This is a genomic window from Amycolatopsis sp. NPDC004747 (assembly GCF_053601335.1).
Window position 1 is genome coordinate 222,489 of sequence record NZ_JBSGBQ010000009.1, and the last position, 15,545, is coordinate 238,033.

Below are 15,545 nucleotides of genomic sequence, written 5' to 3' on the forward strand. Positions count from 1 at the left end.
GGCGGTCCCGGCCGGGAAATCCTTCCGCTGGGAGCAGGTCGTGAGCGTCGAGGCCGAGTTGCGCGAGGAGTTCGACCGCTGGGAGCGCAAGGAGACCGCGGTCCTGAACGTGCTCCCGTACCCGTTGCTGGCGGTCAGCGTCGTGCTGACCCTGTTGCAGCCGCTCTGGAACGCGCAGGTGCACCTGGCGTGGGTGCTCGGGCTCTGCGCTCTGCTGACCACGTGGGTCCTGTGGTTCCACACGTTGCACCCGGAGCTGCACGGAAACGGCCCGCTGATGGGCTTCTATTACACGGGGCTCGTGGGCTTGACCGCCTGCCTGGTGGTGCTCACGCCGTGGTTCGGCTTCTTCGCCTTCATCGGCTACGTGCACGCCTCCCAGTACCTGAAGGGCCGGTGGCGGTACGTCGGCGTGGCCGCCACGTCCGCGGTTTCGGCGGTCTCCTACGTGGGCGGCGCCGCCGACATCACGGCCGACGCGTGGTGGAGGTGGCCTGCCGTCAGCGTGCTCACCACGGTGATGGCCACCCTGGCCTTCCACGCCGACGTCATGTCCGATCGGCGCAACCACCGGCAGAAGCGGGCGCTGGCCGAGCTGCACAAGGCCAACGCCGAACTGGAGACCGCGCTGGCGGAGAACGCGCGCCTGCACGCTCGGCTGCTGGTGCGGGCCCGCGAGGCCGGCGTGCTCGACGAGCGGCAGCGGATGGCGCGGGAAATCCACGACACCCTCGCACAGGGGCTGGCCGGCATCCTCACCCAGCTCCAGGCCGCCGAGCAGGCGCCGGACGAACCGGCGGTGGCGCGCCGGCACGTGGCGAACGCGATGGACCTGGCCCGCGACAGCCTCACCGAGGCCCGCCGGACGGTGCACGCGGTGGGACCGGCCGAACTGGCGCGGGCGCGCCTCCCGGACGCGATCGGCGACGTGGCCGGACGCTGGTCGGAGGTGAACCGCGTCGAGGCGGTGCTGACCACGACCGGCGACGCCCGGCCGCTGCACACCGACGTCGAAGTGACCCTGTTGCGGACCGCGCAGGAGGCGCTCGCCAACGTCGCCAAGCACGCGCGGGCCAGCCGGGTCGCCCTGACCCTGTCGTACATGGAGGACGTGGTGACACTCGACGTGCTGGACGACGGAACGGGTTTCCCGCCCGGCCGCGATCGCGCCGCCCGCTCCGCGGACGGGGGCTTCGGGCTCGCCGGCATGCGGCAGCGGGTGCGGCTGCTGGCGGGGCGGCTGGACGTCGAGTCCGAGCCGGGCGGGGGTACCGCGATCACCGTGACGGTGCCGGCGATCCCCGTGGGGAGCGAATGGTGATTTCCCTGCTGATCGTCGACGACCACCCGGTGGTGCGGGACGGCCTGCGGGGCATGTTCGGCGCCGATCCGCGCTTCGAGGTGGTCGGCGAAGCCGGTGACGGCGCCGAGGCGCTTTCGGCCGCCGAGCGGCTGCGCCCCGACGTGATCCTGATGGACCTGCGGATGCCCGGGACCGACGGGGTCACCGCCATCAAGGAGCTGGCGCGGCGCGGGATCCCGGCACGGGTGCTGGTGCTCACCACGTACGACACGGACAGCCACGTCCTGCCGGCCATCGAAGCGGGCGCCACCGGCTACCTGCTCAAAGAGGCGACGAGGGCGGAGCTGGTCCGCGCGGTGGAGGCCGCCGCGCGCGGGCAGGCGGTGCTTTCCCCCGCCGTCGCGACCCGGCTCCTGGGACAGGTGCGCAAACCGGCGTCGGCACCGCTGTCCCGGCGGGAGCTGGAGGTGCTGGAGCTGATCGCCGAGGGCTCGACGAACCGCGAGGCGGCGAAGCGGCTGTTCATCAGCGAGACGACGGTCAAGACGCACCTGCTGCACGTGTACGCGAAGCTGGGCGTCAACGACCGGGCCGCCGCCGTGGCCGCCGCGTTCTCCCGCGGCTACCTGACCCCGCGGGACTGACGGCCGAGGTGCACCGCATCAGCCGATCGGTGGATGCGGCTTGGCCGTCCGGTGGACCGGGTTTCCACCGCCGGCCTTCGGATCGGGCGATGTGGGCCCGGTACCGGTGCTGGGACGGTGTGCGTGCCAGTGAACCGGAGCCGGAAGGGATCGCGGATGAGCCGATCGGAACGCAACCAGGTCAGTCGTCGGGTGCTGCTCGCCGGTGCGGGTGCCGCGGCCGGCGCCACGCTGGCCGCCGGGGTACCCGCGCGGGCGGCCACCGAGCCGCCGGCGTCCGGGCCGGTGAAGATCCGGCCGGGCGATCCGCGGTACGAGAGCCTGGTGCGCGGCAACAACTTCCGGCACGTGGGACGGCCGGACGAGATCCGGGTGGTGAGCTCGGCCGATCAGGTGGTGCGTGCGGTGGCCGAAGCGGTGCGGGCCGGGCAACGGGTCGCGGTGCGCAGCGGTGGCCACTGCTTCGAGAACTTCACGACCGACCCGGCGGTGCGGGTGCTGCTCGACCTCTCGGCCATGGACGAGGTCGGTTACGACGCCGGCAAGCGCGCGTTCTCGGTGCAACCGGGAGCCACGCTCGGACAGGTGTACCGGGCGCTGTTCAAGGGCTGGGGCGTGACGATTCCCGGTGGCGGCTGCCCGGGGGTGGGCGCCGGCGGGCACTTCGCGGGCGGCGGGTACGGAACCCTGTCGCGCCGGTACGGCTCGGTGGTGGACCACCTGTACGGCGTGGAGGTCGTGGTGGCCGACCGGGACGGCACGGTCCGGGCGGTGACCGCCACCCGGGAGCCGGACGACCCGCACCGGGACCTCTGGTGGGCACACACCGGGGGAGGCGGCGGCAACTTCGGGGTGGTCACCCGGTACTGGCTGCGCTCGCCCGGCGCCACCGGCGACCCGGCCCGGCTGCTGCCGGCCTCGCCGCGGCGGATGCTGGAGTGCGTGCTCGCCTGGCCCTGGGCGGGGATGACCGAGCAGGTGTTCACCACGCTCATGCGCAACTTCGGCGTCTGGCACGAGCACAACAGTGCGCCGGGCTCGCGCTCGGCCGGTCTGTTCGGGCTCTTCCTGGCGCAGCACCGCAACGCCGGGTACTTCTCGGTCGTCGGGCAGGTCGACGCGGACCTGCCCGGCGCGGACGGCGTGGTGACCGATTTCGTGACCGCCGTGACCGACGGCACCAGCGTCCGGCCGATCGCGGACCTGCGGCGGACACTGCCGTGGCTGCACAAGACGACCTGGCCGGGCACGGGCGAGCTGGGCGACGCGGCCACCCGCCGGTTCAAGCTCAAGGCCGGCTACCTGCGCCGGTCGCTGACCGACCGGCAGCTCGCGGTCGTCCACCGCCACCTGACGGACTCCGCCGGCGGCGCGGAGTCCGGCCTGCTGCTCGTCGGCTACGGCGGCCAGGTGAACGCGACGCCGCCGGGTGCCACCGCCGTGGCCCAACGCGACGCGGTGATGAAAGCCGTCTACCAGACGGCGTGGGCCGAGGAGGCCGACGACGCGGCCAACCTTTCCTGGATCCGCAGCTTCTACCGCGACGTGTACGCCGACACCGGCGGGGTGCCGGTGCCCGGCGACGTCAACGACGGTTCCTACATCAACTACCCCGACACCGACCTGGCGGACCCGGCGTGGAACACCTCCGGCGTGCCGGCGCACACGCTGTACTACAAGGACAACTACCCCCGGCTCCAGCAGGTCAAGGCCCGCTGGGACCCGCGGGGCGTCTTCCGGCACGCCCTGTCGGTGGAACCGCCGGTGCGGTAGCACTGCCCACCATCGCGTGACCCGGCCCCGCTTCGCCGGTCCGGGGAGATCGTCGCCGTGGGTGCCGGACGTCGCCGAGTCGGCCTTCACCGGGTAGACCTCCCAGTGCTCCTTGCCCGGCCACTGCCCGGCAACGAAGACGATCCACAGCAGCGACCGTGAGGAATTCCGGAATTCCCGGTAGGGCGTGGTCCATCGGGGTGAGATCGGGGTACGGGGTCGTGCAGGCGGTGTGACCGCGGGAAACTGCGACATGTGACCGGCAGTCAGAGTGTGGGGAACGCGATCAGCGGCAGCGTGGCCGGCTCCGTGGTCCAGGCGGGCAGCATCCAGCACGTGGTCCTGCCCTCGCCGCGGCGGGAGCCGCTGCCGGCGCCGCGGCAGCTGCCCGTCGGGCTGCGGGACTTCACCGGGCGAGAAGAGCAGCTCGGCGCGCTGGATGCGCTTCTGCCGGAGGTCGACCACACCGCCGTGGTGGCCGTGGTGGACGGGACCGGTGGTGGTGGGAAAACCACCCTGGTCGTGCACTGGGCTCATCGGGTGCAGGAGCGGTTCCCGGCCGGGACGTTGTTCGTCAACCTGCGCGGCTACGGCCCGAGTGCTCCGCTGGCGCCGGAGGTCGTTCTCGGGTCGTTCCTGTCCGCCTTCGGGGTGCCGGAGGCGCAGATCCCGGTGGGGCTGGACGCGCAGGCGGGGTTGTTCCGGTCGGTGCTGGCCGGGCGGCGGGTGCTGGTGGTGCTGGACAACGCGGGTGACGCCGAGCAGGTGTGGCCGCTGCTGCCGGGCACGCCCGGCTGCATGGCCGTGGTCACCAGCCGCGCCGGTCTTGCCGACCTGGCCGTGTCGGCGGCCGCGCACCGGGTCGGCCTCGGTCTGTTCACCGCGAGCGAGTCCCTGGTCCTGCTGCGGAAGATCGTCGGACCGGCCCGGGCCGACGGGGAACCGTCCGCGGCGGCCGAGCTGGTCCGGTTGTGCGGTGGGCTGCCGCTGGCCGTGCGGGTGGCCGCGACCCGCGCCGCCGCCCGCCCGCGGTACGCGCTCGCCGACATCGCTGCCGACATCGGCAACGACCAGGCAGCCGCTCCCGGGGACCCGCCCGGTGCCGACGGACTGGTGGCCGATGCGGTGCGTTCGGTGTTCGACTGGTCCTACGACCAGCTGCCGGCGCAGCAGGCCCGCGTGCTGCGGAGGCTGGGGCTGCACCCGGGCCCGGAATTCGGGGCGGACGCGGCCGCCGCGCTCACCGGGCTCGATCCGGGGGACGCCTACCGGTGTTTGGAAAACCTGGCCGAGCTGCACCTGGTGGAGCCGGTGGGGCGCAGGCGGTACCGGATGCACGACTTGCTGCACGCCTACGCCGGGTACCGCGCCGAACGCGACGACCCGCCCCACCGGCGCCGGAAGGCGCTGGAAAAGGTCCTGGCCTGGTACGCGCGCGTCGCGCAGAAGGCCGACCGGGCTGCGCTTCCCGCACTGTCGGGTGCCGTCCCGGACGAGGTCGCCGCGGGCGGGCCCGAGGTCGGGTTCGCCGACCGGGACGAGGCACTCGCGTGGCTGCAGCGCGAGCACGCGAACCTGGCCGCCGCGGTCCGCTGCGCGGCCGCGGCCGGGCTGGACGGCTTGACGATGGCCCTGGCCGTGTCGTGCCGGTTCCTGGCGGCCGGCGGCGCCGCGTGGTCGGCGCTGCACCTGGAGGCCACCGCCGCGGGGGTGGCCTCCGCGGCCGCCACGGGAAACCGGGGCGTGGAGGTCCTGCTGCTGGACGTGCAGGCCGACACGCTGTGCCGGATCGGGCGGTTGGCGGAGGCCGAAGCCGCCATCACCCGCATCCTGCTCCTGGCGGACGAACTCCACGATCCCGACTGCCGGGTTTCCGCCTCGTCCGGGCTGGGCCGGATCCGGTGCGAACAGGGCCGGTTCCGCGAGGCGCAGGAGTGTTACCGGCGGTCGTCGGAAGTGGCCGCCGAGTCGGGGCTGACCCGGTCCGAAGCCGTGGCGCTGTGCAACCTCAGCTGGCTCAGTGTGCAGCTGGGGGAGTTCGACCGGGCGCTCGAGTACGCCGAGCGGGGCGGGGAGTTGCGGCGCCGGGCCGGGGACCCGGTCGGGGAGGCCGGCGCTCTGGTCGACATGGCGCTGGCCTGGCAGGGCCTGGGCCGGCACGACACCGCGGCCGGCCTGTGCCGGCAGGCGATCGCCGGCTACCGGACACTCGGCTACACCGGCGTCGACCTGGCCGACGCCTTCCTGCCCCTGGCCGCGTCGCTGGAGTGCCTCGGTGACCTGCCCGCCGCGGCGCAGGCGCTGGGGGAGGCGAGCACGGTGCTGACCGAGCTGGAGGACCCGCGCGCCGCCCAGACGCGCCGGCGGCTGACCGAGCTGGAAGCCAGGATCGCCACCGGCCCCCGCCGCTGACCGGGACGGCGGTCGACGGCGGGAGCCGGTTCAGGCGGGGTGCGGCCCGCAGGCCGGGCAGTCCGGTCGCGGCACGTCGAGCGTGGACACCGCATCACCGTCGAGGGTGACGAGGTTGAACGCGTACTCCCGGTTGGCCGGCAGCGCCGGGACGCCGGTGAGCAGGCTCATCGCGGCGTGCGCCGCCAGGTTTCCGGACACCCCGGCCGACACGGCGTTGCCTGCCTGGATCCGGTCCCACCCGCCGGCCGGTGCCACTTCGGTGTGGTGCTCCCGTTCCGCGGTTTCGATGCATTCGTGGCACGGCCCGGTGCCCGGCCGGTACAGGCCGTAGTTGATCTGCGGGCCGTGGTAGCCGGCGTGCACCCACGCGGTGCCCGTCGCCCGGCACGCCCGGTTGGTCCAGGTCCGGATTTCCGCCGGCTGGTCCGCGGCCAGGACGACGAGGTCGAACCGCGCCGCCAGCGCGAGCAGCTGCGCCGGGCCGGTGATCGTCAGCGCCTCTCCGGTGATCCTGACGTCGGAGTTGCGCGCCCGCAGTTCCCGCACCGCCGCGTCCACTTTCGGCCGGCCCAGATCGTGTTCGGTGAACAGGATCTGACGGGCGAGGTTCGACAGCTCCACCACGTCCGGTTCCACGCAGTGCAGCTCGCCGACGCCCGACAGCGCGAGGTCCAACGCGGCGGTGCTGCCCGTGCCACCGACCCCGATGACGACGACCCGCGCCTGGCGCAGCAGCAGCTGGGTGTCCCAGCTCGAGCGGCGGCCGGTCCGCGCCATCCACCGGAACAGTTCCCGGCTGCGGCCGTAGCGTTGCCGCTCGCGGTCCGACAACGCCGGCGGCGCGGCCTCGGCAGCGTTCTCCACGTACCCGGCCCGGATCAGCGCCCCCAGATCACCGACGACCTCATGGGTCACGTCGGCCACGGGTCTGTCCGGGAAGCGGTGGGCCAGCTCGGTGACGACCTGGTCCACCGTCCGCGTGCCGTCGAGGGCGCCGAGCAGCGCCCACACCCAGCCGTCCGGGTCCGAGAGGCGCGTCGCGATTCCCGGGACCGTCCCGCCGATCCGGACCTGACCGGTACCGAGCCGCACCGGCTGGTGCTTCGACTTGATTCGGGGGCGATACACGACACTTCCTCCGCTCACCGTGGTGTTGCCGGTCCCGCTCACGTCTTGTTGCTGGTCTTGTTGCAGAACTTCATCTGCTGCTCGGACTCGAGGAACTCGATCACCGCCACCACCTCCTTTCCCTGGTGGGGGCGACGGCTCCGGCGCGCCTGCCTGCCATCGGGGTCGTGGACCACAAACAGTGGCGCTGGTCCGGGCCGCCGGGGTCCGGCGGGCAGCAGTGGTGAGCGTCCACGGTGCCGGTCACCGCCCCTGCCGGTCGAGCGGCTGCATCGCGCACCGCAGTGCGGAATTCGTGCTTTTCCGGGTGGTGAAATGCCGATGGGCCTGGCCGCCGGAGTTGCTTGTCCAGGTGCCGGTCATCGGGGTCTCCCTTCGCGTCGTGGGCTTGAATCCAGACTGCGGGGAGGGCTTGAGAAACGGCTTTCAGCTCACCGATCCGATCGTTGACGGTTGATCAACGTTGATCGTCAGTGTGGTATTTCTGGTTGTGTTGCGCATTCGTGACCGTTTCCGGCCGGTGATCCATCGGTGGTGGTGGAGCCCTTCTGTCGCGAAACTGTCCACCCGGGCTTGGTGTCCGAAATCTGTCATCAGTCGCTCCTCGTCGACGGAAAACCGGGGGTGTACTGCCGGTTCGGGTACGCATGGGTGATCAGCGTGATCATCATTTCGGGACATTGGTGGCGGCGAGCTGGCCGTCGGTCGGAACGAGTGTGAAAATGCTGAGGGCGGCGAGGGCTGGCGATGGGGTTTCGCCATGGGAGGGGTCGGGGTGGAAATCGGGTTCGGAATCCTTGGGCAAACGGCCTTGCTTCTGCACGGGAATCCGGGCGTGAAGCCCGTGCGCGGTCGTCCCGGCAAGGTACTGGCGGCGTTGCTGGCGCAGCCGAACCAGCGGGTCCCGGTGGACACCGTCGTCGCCTGGGCGTGGGACGAGTGGGAGAACCTGCCGCAGGACAGCCTCGGGACGCTGCACCAGGTCGGCGCCCGGTTGCGGCAGACCTTCCAAGCCGAGGGCGTCGATCCGCGCAGCATCAGCATCGCCAAGGGCGGTTGCCGGCTCGACCTCGACGAACAGCGGATCGACTACCGGCTGTTCCGGGTGATGATGGCCCGCGCGCGCGAGTTCCACGAGCAGGGACAGCACGACCGCGCGCACGTCGAGGCGCTGGCGGCGCTGCGGCTGCGCCGCGACGAGCCGCTGGTGGACCTGCGGACCGAGGCCGCCGAAGACTGGCGCCGTCGCTGGCAGCGCAACGAGTGGATCCCGGCCAACGCGTTCGTGGCCGCCCAACAATTGCTGCTCGGGCAGACGGAGCTGGTGGTGGCCCGGCTGGAGGAGCTGGACGCCGCCCACCCGATGGAGCTGAGCCTGACGAAGCTGCGCGTGCGCGCGCTCGTGGCCGCGGGGCGCGGTCTGGAGGCGTCGGAGTACTTCCGGCGGGTCCACCGGGAGTTCCAGGAGCTCGGGGACCCGCAGGCGGCCGATGAGCTGCTCGCCGTCTACAACGAGGTGATCAAGCCGGGCGCGGTCACGTTCCCGGTCCTGGCGAAGCCGGCTCCTCCCTCGTCGCCGGTGGAGAAGCGGGCCGTCGAGGATCAGGCACCCTCGCGGGTCTGGCACCTGGCGCCCGATGTCGACGGGGTCGTGGGGCGGGCGGGCGTGCTCGCGGAGCTTGACGCGTTCACCACCGACTCGGCCGGCCTGCCTCGCTCGGAGGTGGTCATGCTCACCGGCGGGCCGGGCGTCGGCAAGACGACGGTGGCCCTGAAATGGGCGCACCGGGTGGCGAGCCGCTACCCGAGCGGCGTGGTCATGCTCGATCTGCGTGGCGACGGCCAGACCTCCGGGGCCACCGCCGCGGACGTCGTCGAAATGCTGCTGGAGCTGCTCGACGTGCAGGTCGACCAGATCGTGTCCTCGATCGCCCGTGCGGCGCGGCTGACCCGCCTGCTGCAGCAGCGGCGGATGCTGGTGATCCTGGACAACGTGGCGCGGACCGACCAGGTCGAGCCGTTGCTGGGCGTGCTGGCCGGCTGCACGGTGGTCGTGGTGACCCGCCAGCGGCTCTCGGCGCTGTCGGCGGTGCGGACGACTCCGGTGGTGACGGTGGCGCCGTTGTCGCCACGAGCGGCGCGGGAACTGCTGGAGCGGCGCGTCGGACTGCGGGTCCGGCAGGACTCGGCCGGGGTGAGCGGGCTGATCGTGCTGTGCCAGGGCAACGCGCTGGCGTTGACCCTGGTCGCCGTGCGGGCGGCGGCGCGGGCGGGAATGCGGTTGACCACATTGGCCGAGGCTCTGCGGGACGCGGACATGCTGCTGGATCTGGGGAACGACGGCGACGGGCCGGGGCGGAGCCTGCGGTCGGCGTTCACGCTGTCGTTCCAGGGGCTGGCGCCGGCGGAGCAGCGGACGTTCGCCATATTGGGGCTGCACCCCGGGGTGGAGGTGGCTTCGGAGGCGGTGGCGGCCGCCGACGGCCGGCCGCTCTCGAGCGTGCGGCGATCACTGGACGTCCTGGTGGCAGCGCACCTGATCGACCAGCCCGGTGATCTCGACCGGTACCGGATGCACAACCTGTTGCAGCTGTTCGCGGCATCGCTGGCGGGAAAGCTGCCCGACGTCGACGAGGCGCGGCGCAGGCTGCTCGAGTTCTACCTGCTGACCGCGTTCGAGGCGCATCGGACGGTGTACCCGGGACGCGGGCGTCTGGACATGCCGCAGGTCAGTGCCGGTGTCACGGCGGCACGGTTCGCCACCGCGGCGGCGGCGCGACAGTGGTTCCTGCGCGAGCGCTCGACCCTGACCGCTTCCGTCGAACTCGCCGCGCGGGTGCGGTTGCACGAGATCGCGTTCACCCTGCCCTCCCTCACCGCGGACGTGTTCGACCGGCACGGCTACTTCGGCGACATCGTCACCGGGTTCACGGTCGCGACGTCCTCGGCCGCGTCGGTGGGCGACGTGGCCGCCGAGGCTTCCAGCCTGAACGATCTGGGGCACGTCCTGCTGCTGATGGGACAGGACTCGAAGGCCGAGCCGTACCTGGAAGCGGCGTTGCGGCTGGTCGATGCGCACGGCATCGGCATCGGCCGGGTGACGGTGATGCTGAACATGGCGCGGCGGCACCTGCACGCCGGCCGGGTGGCGCAGGCGGTGACGATGTCGCGGGAGACGCTGGCGGCGGCACGCGCACTGGGGGATCCGGAACGGTGCGCGGCGGCGATGCACCGCCTCGCGGACGCGCTCCTGGAGCAGGGCGGTCACCAGCGCGAGGCGCTCGAGCTGTACGAGGGGGCGCTGGTGTCGCGGGAACGCATCGACGACGAGCTCGGTCGGATCCTGACCCACATCGCCATGGGGGACCTGCTGACCCGGATGGGCCGGTGCGAGGAAGCCGACGAGCAGTGCCGCAAGGCGGCCGGGTTGGTGAAGGCGAGCCAGCACCTGCCGGCGGCGATGAAGTTGAACACCGTTCTCGCGCGGCTGCGGCACGCTCAGGGTGACGACCGGGCGGCGCTGAAGCACGCGCACCGGGCGGTCGAGCTCGCGGACCGGTCCGGGCACGCAACCGGGCGTGGCCGGGCGTTGGACACGCTGGCCCGGATCCTGTGCGACCGGGGCAACGTCGATGACGCGCGCGCACTCTGGCAGCGGGCGGCGCGGCTGTTCCGCGACCGGGAGCGCGTCGGGCAGGCGAGGCGGATCGAGGCGCTGCTGGAGGAGCTGGATTTCGCCGTGGTTCCACAGGCTCGTGACGGCGACCGCGACACCGTCGCGATGCCGTCGCCGCGCTTGTCGGCGCTGGAGGGGAACCGTTCGCTGCGAGCCGGCTCCGACGAGGCGGTGTAGGGCACCGTCCTGGTGCATCTTGGCGACGCTCGGTTGTGGCTCGGCGCCGCGGCTGAATGCCCTCTCGGCTGCCGCGGCGTGCGCCGCAGGGCGCCGCTTGATATAAGGGTTCCTGCTGTTCTGGGCGGCGCTTTACTGTGCGGAGTCGTCCGATCGGGGCAGGATTCCTTAGTATTTGTTACCCGGTGTCACTGGGTGATCATCTTGCTGTCGTGATCGTTGTGCTCCACCGCGGAGTCGAGTAGCATGATCAATTATCACGGAGCGCTAAAAGGGCCACCCCTGACCGGGTGAACCCTTACTGAAGAGTAGGCCCTAGAATCCCCGGATCTTGGCGAAATCTGCATTCCCAGTTGACGGCCGTCGCCGGATCGGTGGAGGGGGGTCACGTTCGGGGGTAAATCCGTTGACGCTAGAGTCTCGTCGTCCCTGATAAAGGTAGCTGCTTATCCGTAGCAGCTCCAGATCGAAGGATGGCGGAGTTGAAGCGAGCAATGCCTCCGGTCGTGGTCTTGGCTGGCGTGATGGGAGTGCTCTCCGTGACGCCCGCGGCCGCCCAAGCGCCGTCCCAGGGTACCGGGGATGCCGTCCAGGAGTCGACCTACGTCGTCTCGGCTCCCGCTCCGGAGTCGATCTCCGTTGCCACGGGCTCCCACTTGGAATCGGTCGATTACTGGCGTTACTACTCGACGGGCAACTGACGCGCCGAGGCGCCCGGCTACGGCTGGGCGCCTCGCCGTCGGCGCGGTTGCTCGCCCCGCGCGCCGGGCTCGGTCGCAGCGCTCCGGGCTGACTTCTTCGCAGGGCGACCGCGGCCTCGAAGCTTGACGCCTGCCTCGATCAGCATGCGCTTGGTGATGTCACGGCCGAGCCCGAAGGTCTTCCCGGTTTCGATGATCGACTTGCCGCTGCGGTAGGTCTCGATCAACCCGGGCGGCGCGGGTGGCATTTTCGGCTGTGGTGGCCGAAATCTGACGCCTTGCTCCTCCAGTACGGTGCGCAACGTTCGGTAGCTGCCGTCGAAATCTTCCAGCAGTGTACTCAGTGTGTCGCCGGCCAGGTATCTGCGCCGCAGCTCGCTGGCTTCGTTGGCGGGTACGTCGGCGGCGAGCCGGTGTGGTTGCTTCGGGGGCGGGTGCGCGTTTCCGGCTTCGCTCATGCGTTCCTCCCCCTGAACCGCTGATCTCGCCAGACGAGTTCTACCGCTTCCCTCGTTTGGCTGGTATGTGATTCTGCCCGCTTCATCGCAGTTGACTCCCAGTTCGCGAGGTGTTCCTGGTGCTGTGCGATCCGTCGTGGTGGTGGGACTGACGGCTCGCTGGTTCATGATGCGGTCCGGGGGTCGTGGGTTCCCGGCCTCCGTCAAGGACGTCGCTGCGGCCTCCGTTGTTACACACCGCTCCAAGTTGCCTGTCCCAATAATGTGACGCCAAGGCCCCGTCGGGTGGTGACGGCGACCGCTCGGAGTTTCGGGACGACCCATTTACCTCATGACCGTCGCCGACGGTATCGCTACTGTTGAATTCGTCCCGAAAAGATCGCTCGCGTCAGCGCGGCAGGCCGGCCAGTTGCTCGATGACGTGCTCGGCGGAGTTCATCGTGCCGATCGCCTCGGCGGCGGTGGCGGCTGCCGTTCGGTGGTCGGCCGAGTTCATGATGCGGCGGGCCGCTTCGCCGGCGTCGGCCGGGGCGTCGATGACGATTGCGGCTCCCTGTGCCGCGTTCCACGGGGGGTCGGCGAAGAACGGCCGGAGAACCAGGGGCAGACCCGCGGTGAGTGCGGCCAGGACCGTGCCGGTGCCGCCGGCGGACACCACGACGTCCACTTCGGGGAGCAGCTTCGCGAGCGGCACGAAGCCGAGGGCGTGCACGCCGGGAGCGGCAGGCAGGTCGTCCGCGGTGGCGAGCACGTCGAACCCGGCCGCGTCCACAGTGGACACCATGGCCCCCCGGTGCTCGACCCACGGGATCTTCGGCATCGTCGCGGCAAGCGGACCGAGGTGGTCGAGCTCCTCGGCCACCAGCAGGTCTGGGTCCAATGTGGACAGAAAGTTCAAGGTCTCTTCGATGGCCGGGTCGACGCGCACCCCGGCGAAGTACTCGATCGTTCCCGGGCCCGGGTGCGCCGGGTGGGATCCCGTGCGGCGCAGGGTTTCTTCGACGTTCGCCGCCACGGCGAGGCCCGCCGGCCAGACGGTGGCCGGAGCCGGCCGGGGCGCCGGCTCCTTCGCCGTGAGCACCACCGCTTCGTGCCCGGCGGCGCGAGCGGCGTCGAGCAGCAGGCCGTGGCGCCGTCGGTTCGCGACCGTGCCCGGCAGATCGCCGCGGAAATCGCCGATCTGCCGAGCGCCGCCGAGGTCGCGAAGGAGTTCGAGGCGCTCGTCACGCCGTGAACCCGGAGCCCTTACGAGGCCGCCGTGGCGAGGATCGAGTCCCGCGAAGCGACGACCTGCTCGTGCAGCTGGGTCACGTCGACGCCGACCAGCCGGCCACCGGACTTGCGGAGCACCCCCGCGACCAGCACCGTTTCGATGTTGCGCGCGTCGGCGCCCAGCACGAGCGTGCCCACCGCGTCGTTGAGCGGCATGGTGTTGACGTCGGTGGCGTTGACGACCAGCAGGTCCGCCTGTTTGCCGGGCGTGAGCGAACCGGTGACCGCGGCCAGCCCGTTGGTGCGGGCGCCCTGCAGGGTGGCGAAATCGAGCACGTCGCGGGTCGTGATCCGGTGCGGTGTGGCGTTCGTGCCGTATGCGCTGTTGACCGCCCGCATCCGCTGGATCGCGTGCAGGGTGCGCATCTGGGTGAACATGTCGCCGGCGAGTGCCACCTCCACGTCGATGCTCAACCCCGGGCGCACCCCGGCCGCCAGCGCCTCGTCGACGGCCGGTACCGCGGTCTCCAGGCCGATCTGGGCGTCGGAGGTCGGCGCGAGCGAGATGGTCGTGCCGGTGTCGCCGATCGCCCGCCAGGCTTCCGCGGTGAGCCCGGTGGCATGGATCAGCGTGACGTCCGGGCCGAGCAGCCCGGCGCGGGCCCAGCCCAGGATCGCCGTCGACGACGACGTTCCGAACACGGCGTCGACGCTGACCCCGATCCCCAGGTCCTGTGCGACGGCCGCGAGCCGCGGCCCGTACTCGATCAGCGGCCCGCCGAAGTCGCCGCTCGCCAGTGCCGCGAGCCGGACCGTGACCAGCCCGGAGGAATGGGCCGCGTGCAGTCGCCGCACGTCCTGCGGCCACTGCTCGTCCCAGTCGCCGAAGTGGGGGGCCATCGAGGCGTGCACGCCGCGGATGCCGGTGTCCACCAGCGCCTGGATCGCGGCGTCGGAGTGGGCGGCGCTGCGTGAGTTGTGCGAGAAGTCGAGCATCGTGGTGATGCCGGCGTCCAGCGCCGAGAGGGCCGCGAGGCGGGTTCCGATGTAGATGTCGTGTGCGGTGTAGGCCGGGGCGATCCGGGCGAGGGTGCTGGTGACGTAGGCGCCGAGGTCGGTCACGTCGGGGATGCTGCGCCGCAGCTGCGCCTGCCACGCGTGCCGGTGCGTGTCGACGAAGCCCGGGCTCACGATCCGGCCGGTGGTGTCGACGATCTCGGCGGCACGAGCGGCGGGGTGGTCGCGCAGATCGGGCCCGACGGCCACGATGTGCTCCCCGCTGACGAGCACGTCGCCGCGGGCCAGGTCGCCCAGTTCCGGGTCCATGGTGACGACGGCGCCGCCGGTGAACAGGATGCTCATGACCGCTCCTCGGGGGTTGGGTGCAGGGTGTAGCCGGCGTGGTGCAGCACGCCGTCGCGGAACTCGCCGTACGCCCAGAACCCCTGGTCGTCGAGGTAGACGATGCGGTTGCCGTCGATCCAGAAGTTGCCCTGGTAGGCGTGCGGGCGACCGCCGCGGGTCTCGTCGTAGCGGCCGCCGGGGGTGAGTTCCTGGTGCAGGAACCCGGATTCGTCGACCCACATCCCGACGTACGGGCTGTCGGACGGGGCAGCCGGCGAGGACGTGGTCGCCTGTGCGACGCCGTCGGCCATCACCAGGACGGCGTGCTCCGGGCGCCAGATGAGGTGCTCCCAGGCTTTGCGGCCGTGGGTGTCGATCACCGCGAAGGTGGCCGGGCTGCCCGGTGCGAGGTCGCTGAACCCGGCGATCGGGACGATGCTCAGCCCGCCGCAGCCGACCACGGTCGCGCCGTCGGTGGGCAAGCCGGGCCCGACGCCGGCGATCTTGTCGCCGGCCAGCAGCAGGTCGGCGTTCCCGAGGTCGCCGAGGCCGGGGTCCAGCGTGTGGATCGTCGCGTTGGCGAACAGCAGGGGTCCGGCCGCGTCGGTCAGCGCGGCCGGGTCGATCTTCGGTGGGGCCATGCACCCACCATCGGGGCCGGCGCCGTGCGCAACCAGTGTGGGCTTCTCCTGGGTGCGGCGCACCCACGCAGCG

13 protein-coding genes are annotated in these 15,545 nt (G+C 71.7%); 7 read left to right on the forward strand and 6 right to left on the reverse strand.

The features are described from left to right. Positions 1-40: 40 nt before the first annotated feature. The 4 genes from ACWEGE_RS16975 (at position 41) to ACWEGE_RS16990 (ending at position 6,132) form a co-directional block, all read left to right on the forward strand. Positions 41-1,321 (forward strand): sensor histidine kinase, encoded by a 1,281-nt coding sequence (locus tag ACWEGE_RS16975; RefSeq protein WP_449661385.1) that lies wholly within the window; start codon positions 41-43, stop codon positions 1,319-1,321. Next, a complete protein-coding gene (locus tag ACWEGE_RS16980; protein ID WP_449661386.1) occupies positions 1,318-1,947 on the forward strand; it encodes a response regulator in 630 nt (209 codons plus the stop codon). Before ACWEGE_RS16975 ends, ACWEGE_RS16980 begins: the two co-directional genes overlap by 4 nt. Positions 1,948-2,103: 156 nt before the next feature. Beyond that, the gene (locus ACWEGE_RS16985) at positions 2,104-3,720 is read left to right on the forward strand and encodes an FAD-binding oxidoreductase (RefSeq protein ID WP_449661387.1); all 1,617 of its coding nucleotides are present in this window, start codon (positions 2,104-2,106) and stop codon (positions 3,718-3,720) included. Between the two features lie 255 nt (positions 3,721-3,975). After that, positions 3,976-6,132 (forward strand): tetratricopeptide repeat protein, encoded by a 2,157-nt coding sequence (locus ACWEGE_RS16990; RefSeq protein WP_449661388.1) that lies wholly within the window; start codon positions 3,976-3,978, stop codon positions 6,130-6,132. A 30-nt stretch (positions 6,133-6,162) separates the two neighbouring features. Here the strand turns inward: ACWEGE_RS16990 and ACWEGE_RS16995 are convergent, their stop codons facing one another. Both ACWEGE_RS16995 and ACWEGE_RS17000 read right to left on the reverse strand, forming a co-directional pair. Continuing rightward, positions 6,163-7,263, reverse strand: a complete 1,101-nt coding sequence (locus ACWEGE_RS16995; protein ID WP_449661389.1) for a ThiF family adenylyltransferase — start codon at positions 7,261-7,263, stop codon at positions 6,163-6,165. Positions 7,264-7,301: 38 nt separating this feature from the next. Beyond that, a complete protein-coding gene (locus ACWEGE_RS17000) occupies positions 7,302-7,439 on the reverse strand; it encodes a hypothetical protein (RefSeq protein ID WP_449661390.1) in 138 nt (45 codons plus the stop codon). 659 nt (positions 7,440-8,098) lie between these two features. Here ACWEGE_RS17000 and ACWEGE_RS17005 point away from each other — a divergent pair. After that, the gene (locus ACWEGE_RS17005; RefSeq protein ID WP_449661391.1) at positions 8,099-11,116 is read left to right on the forward strand and encodes an NB-ARC domain-containing protein; all 3,018 of its coding nucleotides are present in this window, start codon (positions 8,099-8,101) and stop codon (positions 11,114-11,116) included. Between the two features lie 524 nt (positions 11,117-11,640). Next, positions 11,641-11,817 (forward strand): hypothetical protein, encoded by a 177-nt coding sequence (locus ACWEGE_RS17010; protein ID WP_449661392.1) that lies wholly within the window; start codon positions 11,641-11,643, stop codon positions 11,815-11,817. Between the two features lie 17 nt (positions 11,818-11,834). Here the strand turns inward: ACWEGE_RS17010 and ACWEGE_RS17015 are convergent, their stop codons facing one another. Then, positions 11,835-12,275, reverse strand: coding sequence for a hypothetical protein (locus tag ACWEGE_RS17015; protein ID WP_449661393.1), 441 nt, complete (start codon positions 12,273-12,275; stop codon positions 11,835-11,837). Positions 12,276-12,663: 388 nt separating this feature from the next. Beyond that, on the reverse strand, positions 12,664-13,356 hold the full coding sequence (locus ACWEGE_RS17020; RefSeq protein WP_449661394.1) for a glycosyltransferase: 693 nt from the start codon (positions 13,354-13,356) through the stop codon (positions 12,664-12,666). Between the two features lie 9 nt (positions 13,357-13,365). Between ACWEGE_RS17020 and ACWEGE_RS17025 the strand changes: the two genes are divergently transcribed. Continuing rightward, on the forward strand, positions 13,366-13,509 hold the full coding sequence (locus ACWEGE_RS17025; protein ID WP_449661395.1) for a hypothetical protein: 144 nt from the start codon (positions 13,366-13,368) through the stop codon (positions 13,507-13,509). An 11-nt stretch (positions 13,510-13,520) separates the two neighbouring features. Here ACWEGE_RS17025 and ACWEGE_RS17030 read toward each other — a convergent pair whose 3' ends face one another. Beyond that, complete coding sequence (locus tag ACWEGE_RS17030) at positions 13,521-14,849, reverse strand: amidohydrolase family protein (RefSeq protein ID WP_449661396.1); 1,329 nt, start codon at positions 14,847-14,849, stop codon at positions 13,521-13,523. Beyond that, the gene (locus tag ACWEGE_RS17035) at positions 14,846-15,472 is read right to left on the reverse strand and encodes an Atu4866 domain-containing protein (protein WP_449661397.1); all 627 of its coding nucleotides are present in this window, start codon (positions 15,470-15,472) and stop codon (positions 14,846-14,848) included. The genes ACWEGE_RS17030 and ACWEGE_RS17035 overlap by 4 nt, the downstream gene beginning before the upstream one ends. Between the last annotated feature and the right edge of the window lie 73 nt (positions 15,473-15,545).

Bases quoted from the DNA above. Each gene is read 5' to 3' on its own strand.
- ACWEGE_RS17030 (WP_449661396.1), bottom strand. From the start codon at position 14,849: ATGAGCATCCTGTTCACCGGCGGCGCCGTCGTCACCATGGACCCGGAA.
- ACWEGE_RS17010 (WP_449661392.1), top strand. From the start codon at position 11,641: ATGGGAGTGCTCTCCGTGACGCCCGCGGCCGCCCAAGCGCCGTCCCAG.
- ACWEGE_RS16985 (WP_449661387.1), top strand. From the start codon at position 2,104: ATGAGCCGATCGGAACGCAACCAGGTCAGTCGTCGGGTGCTGCTCGCC.
- ACWEGE_RS17035 (WP_449661397.1), bottom strand. From the start codon at position 15,472: ATGGCCCCACCGAAGATCGACCCGGCCGCGCTGACCGACGCGGCCGGA.
- ACWEGE_RS17015 (WP_449661393.1), bottom strand. From the start codon at position 12,275: ATGAGCGAAGCCGGAAACGCGCACCCGCCCCCGAAGCAACCACACCGG.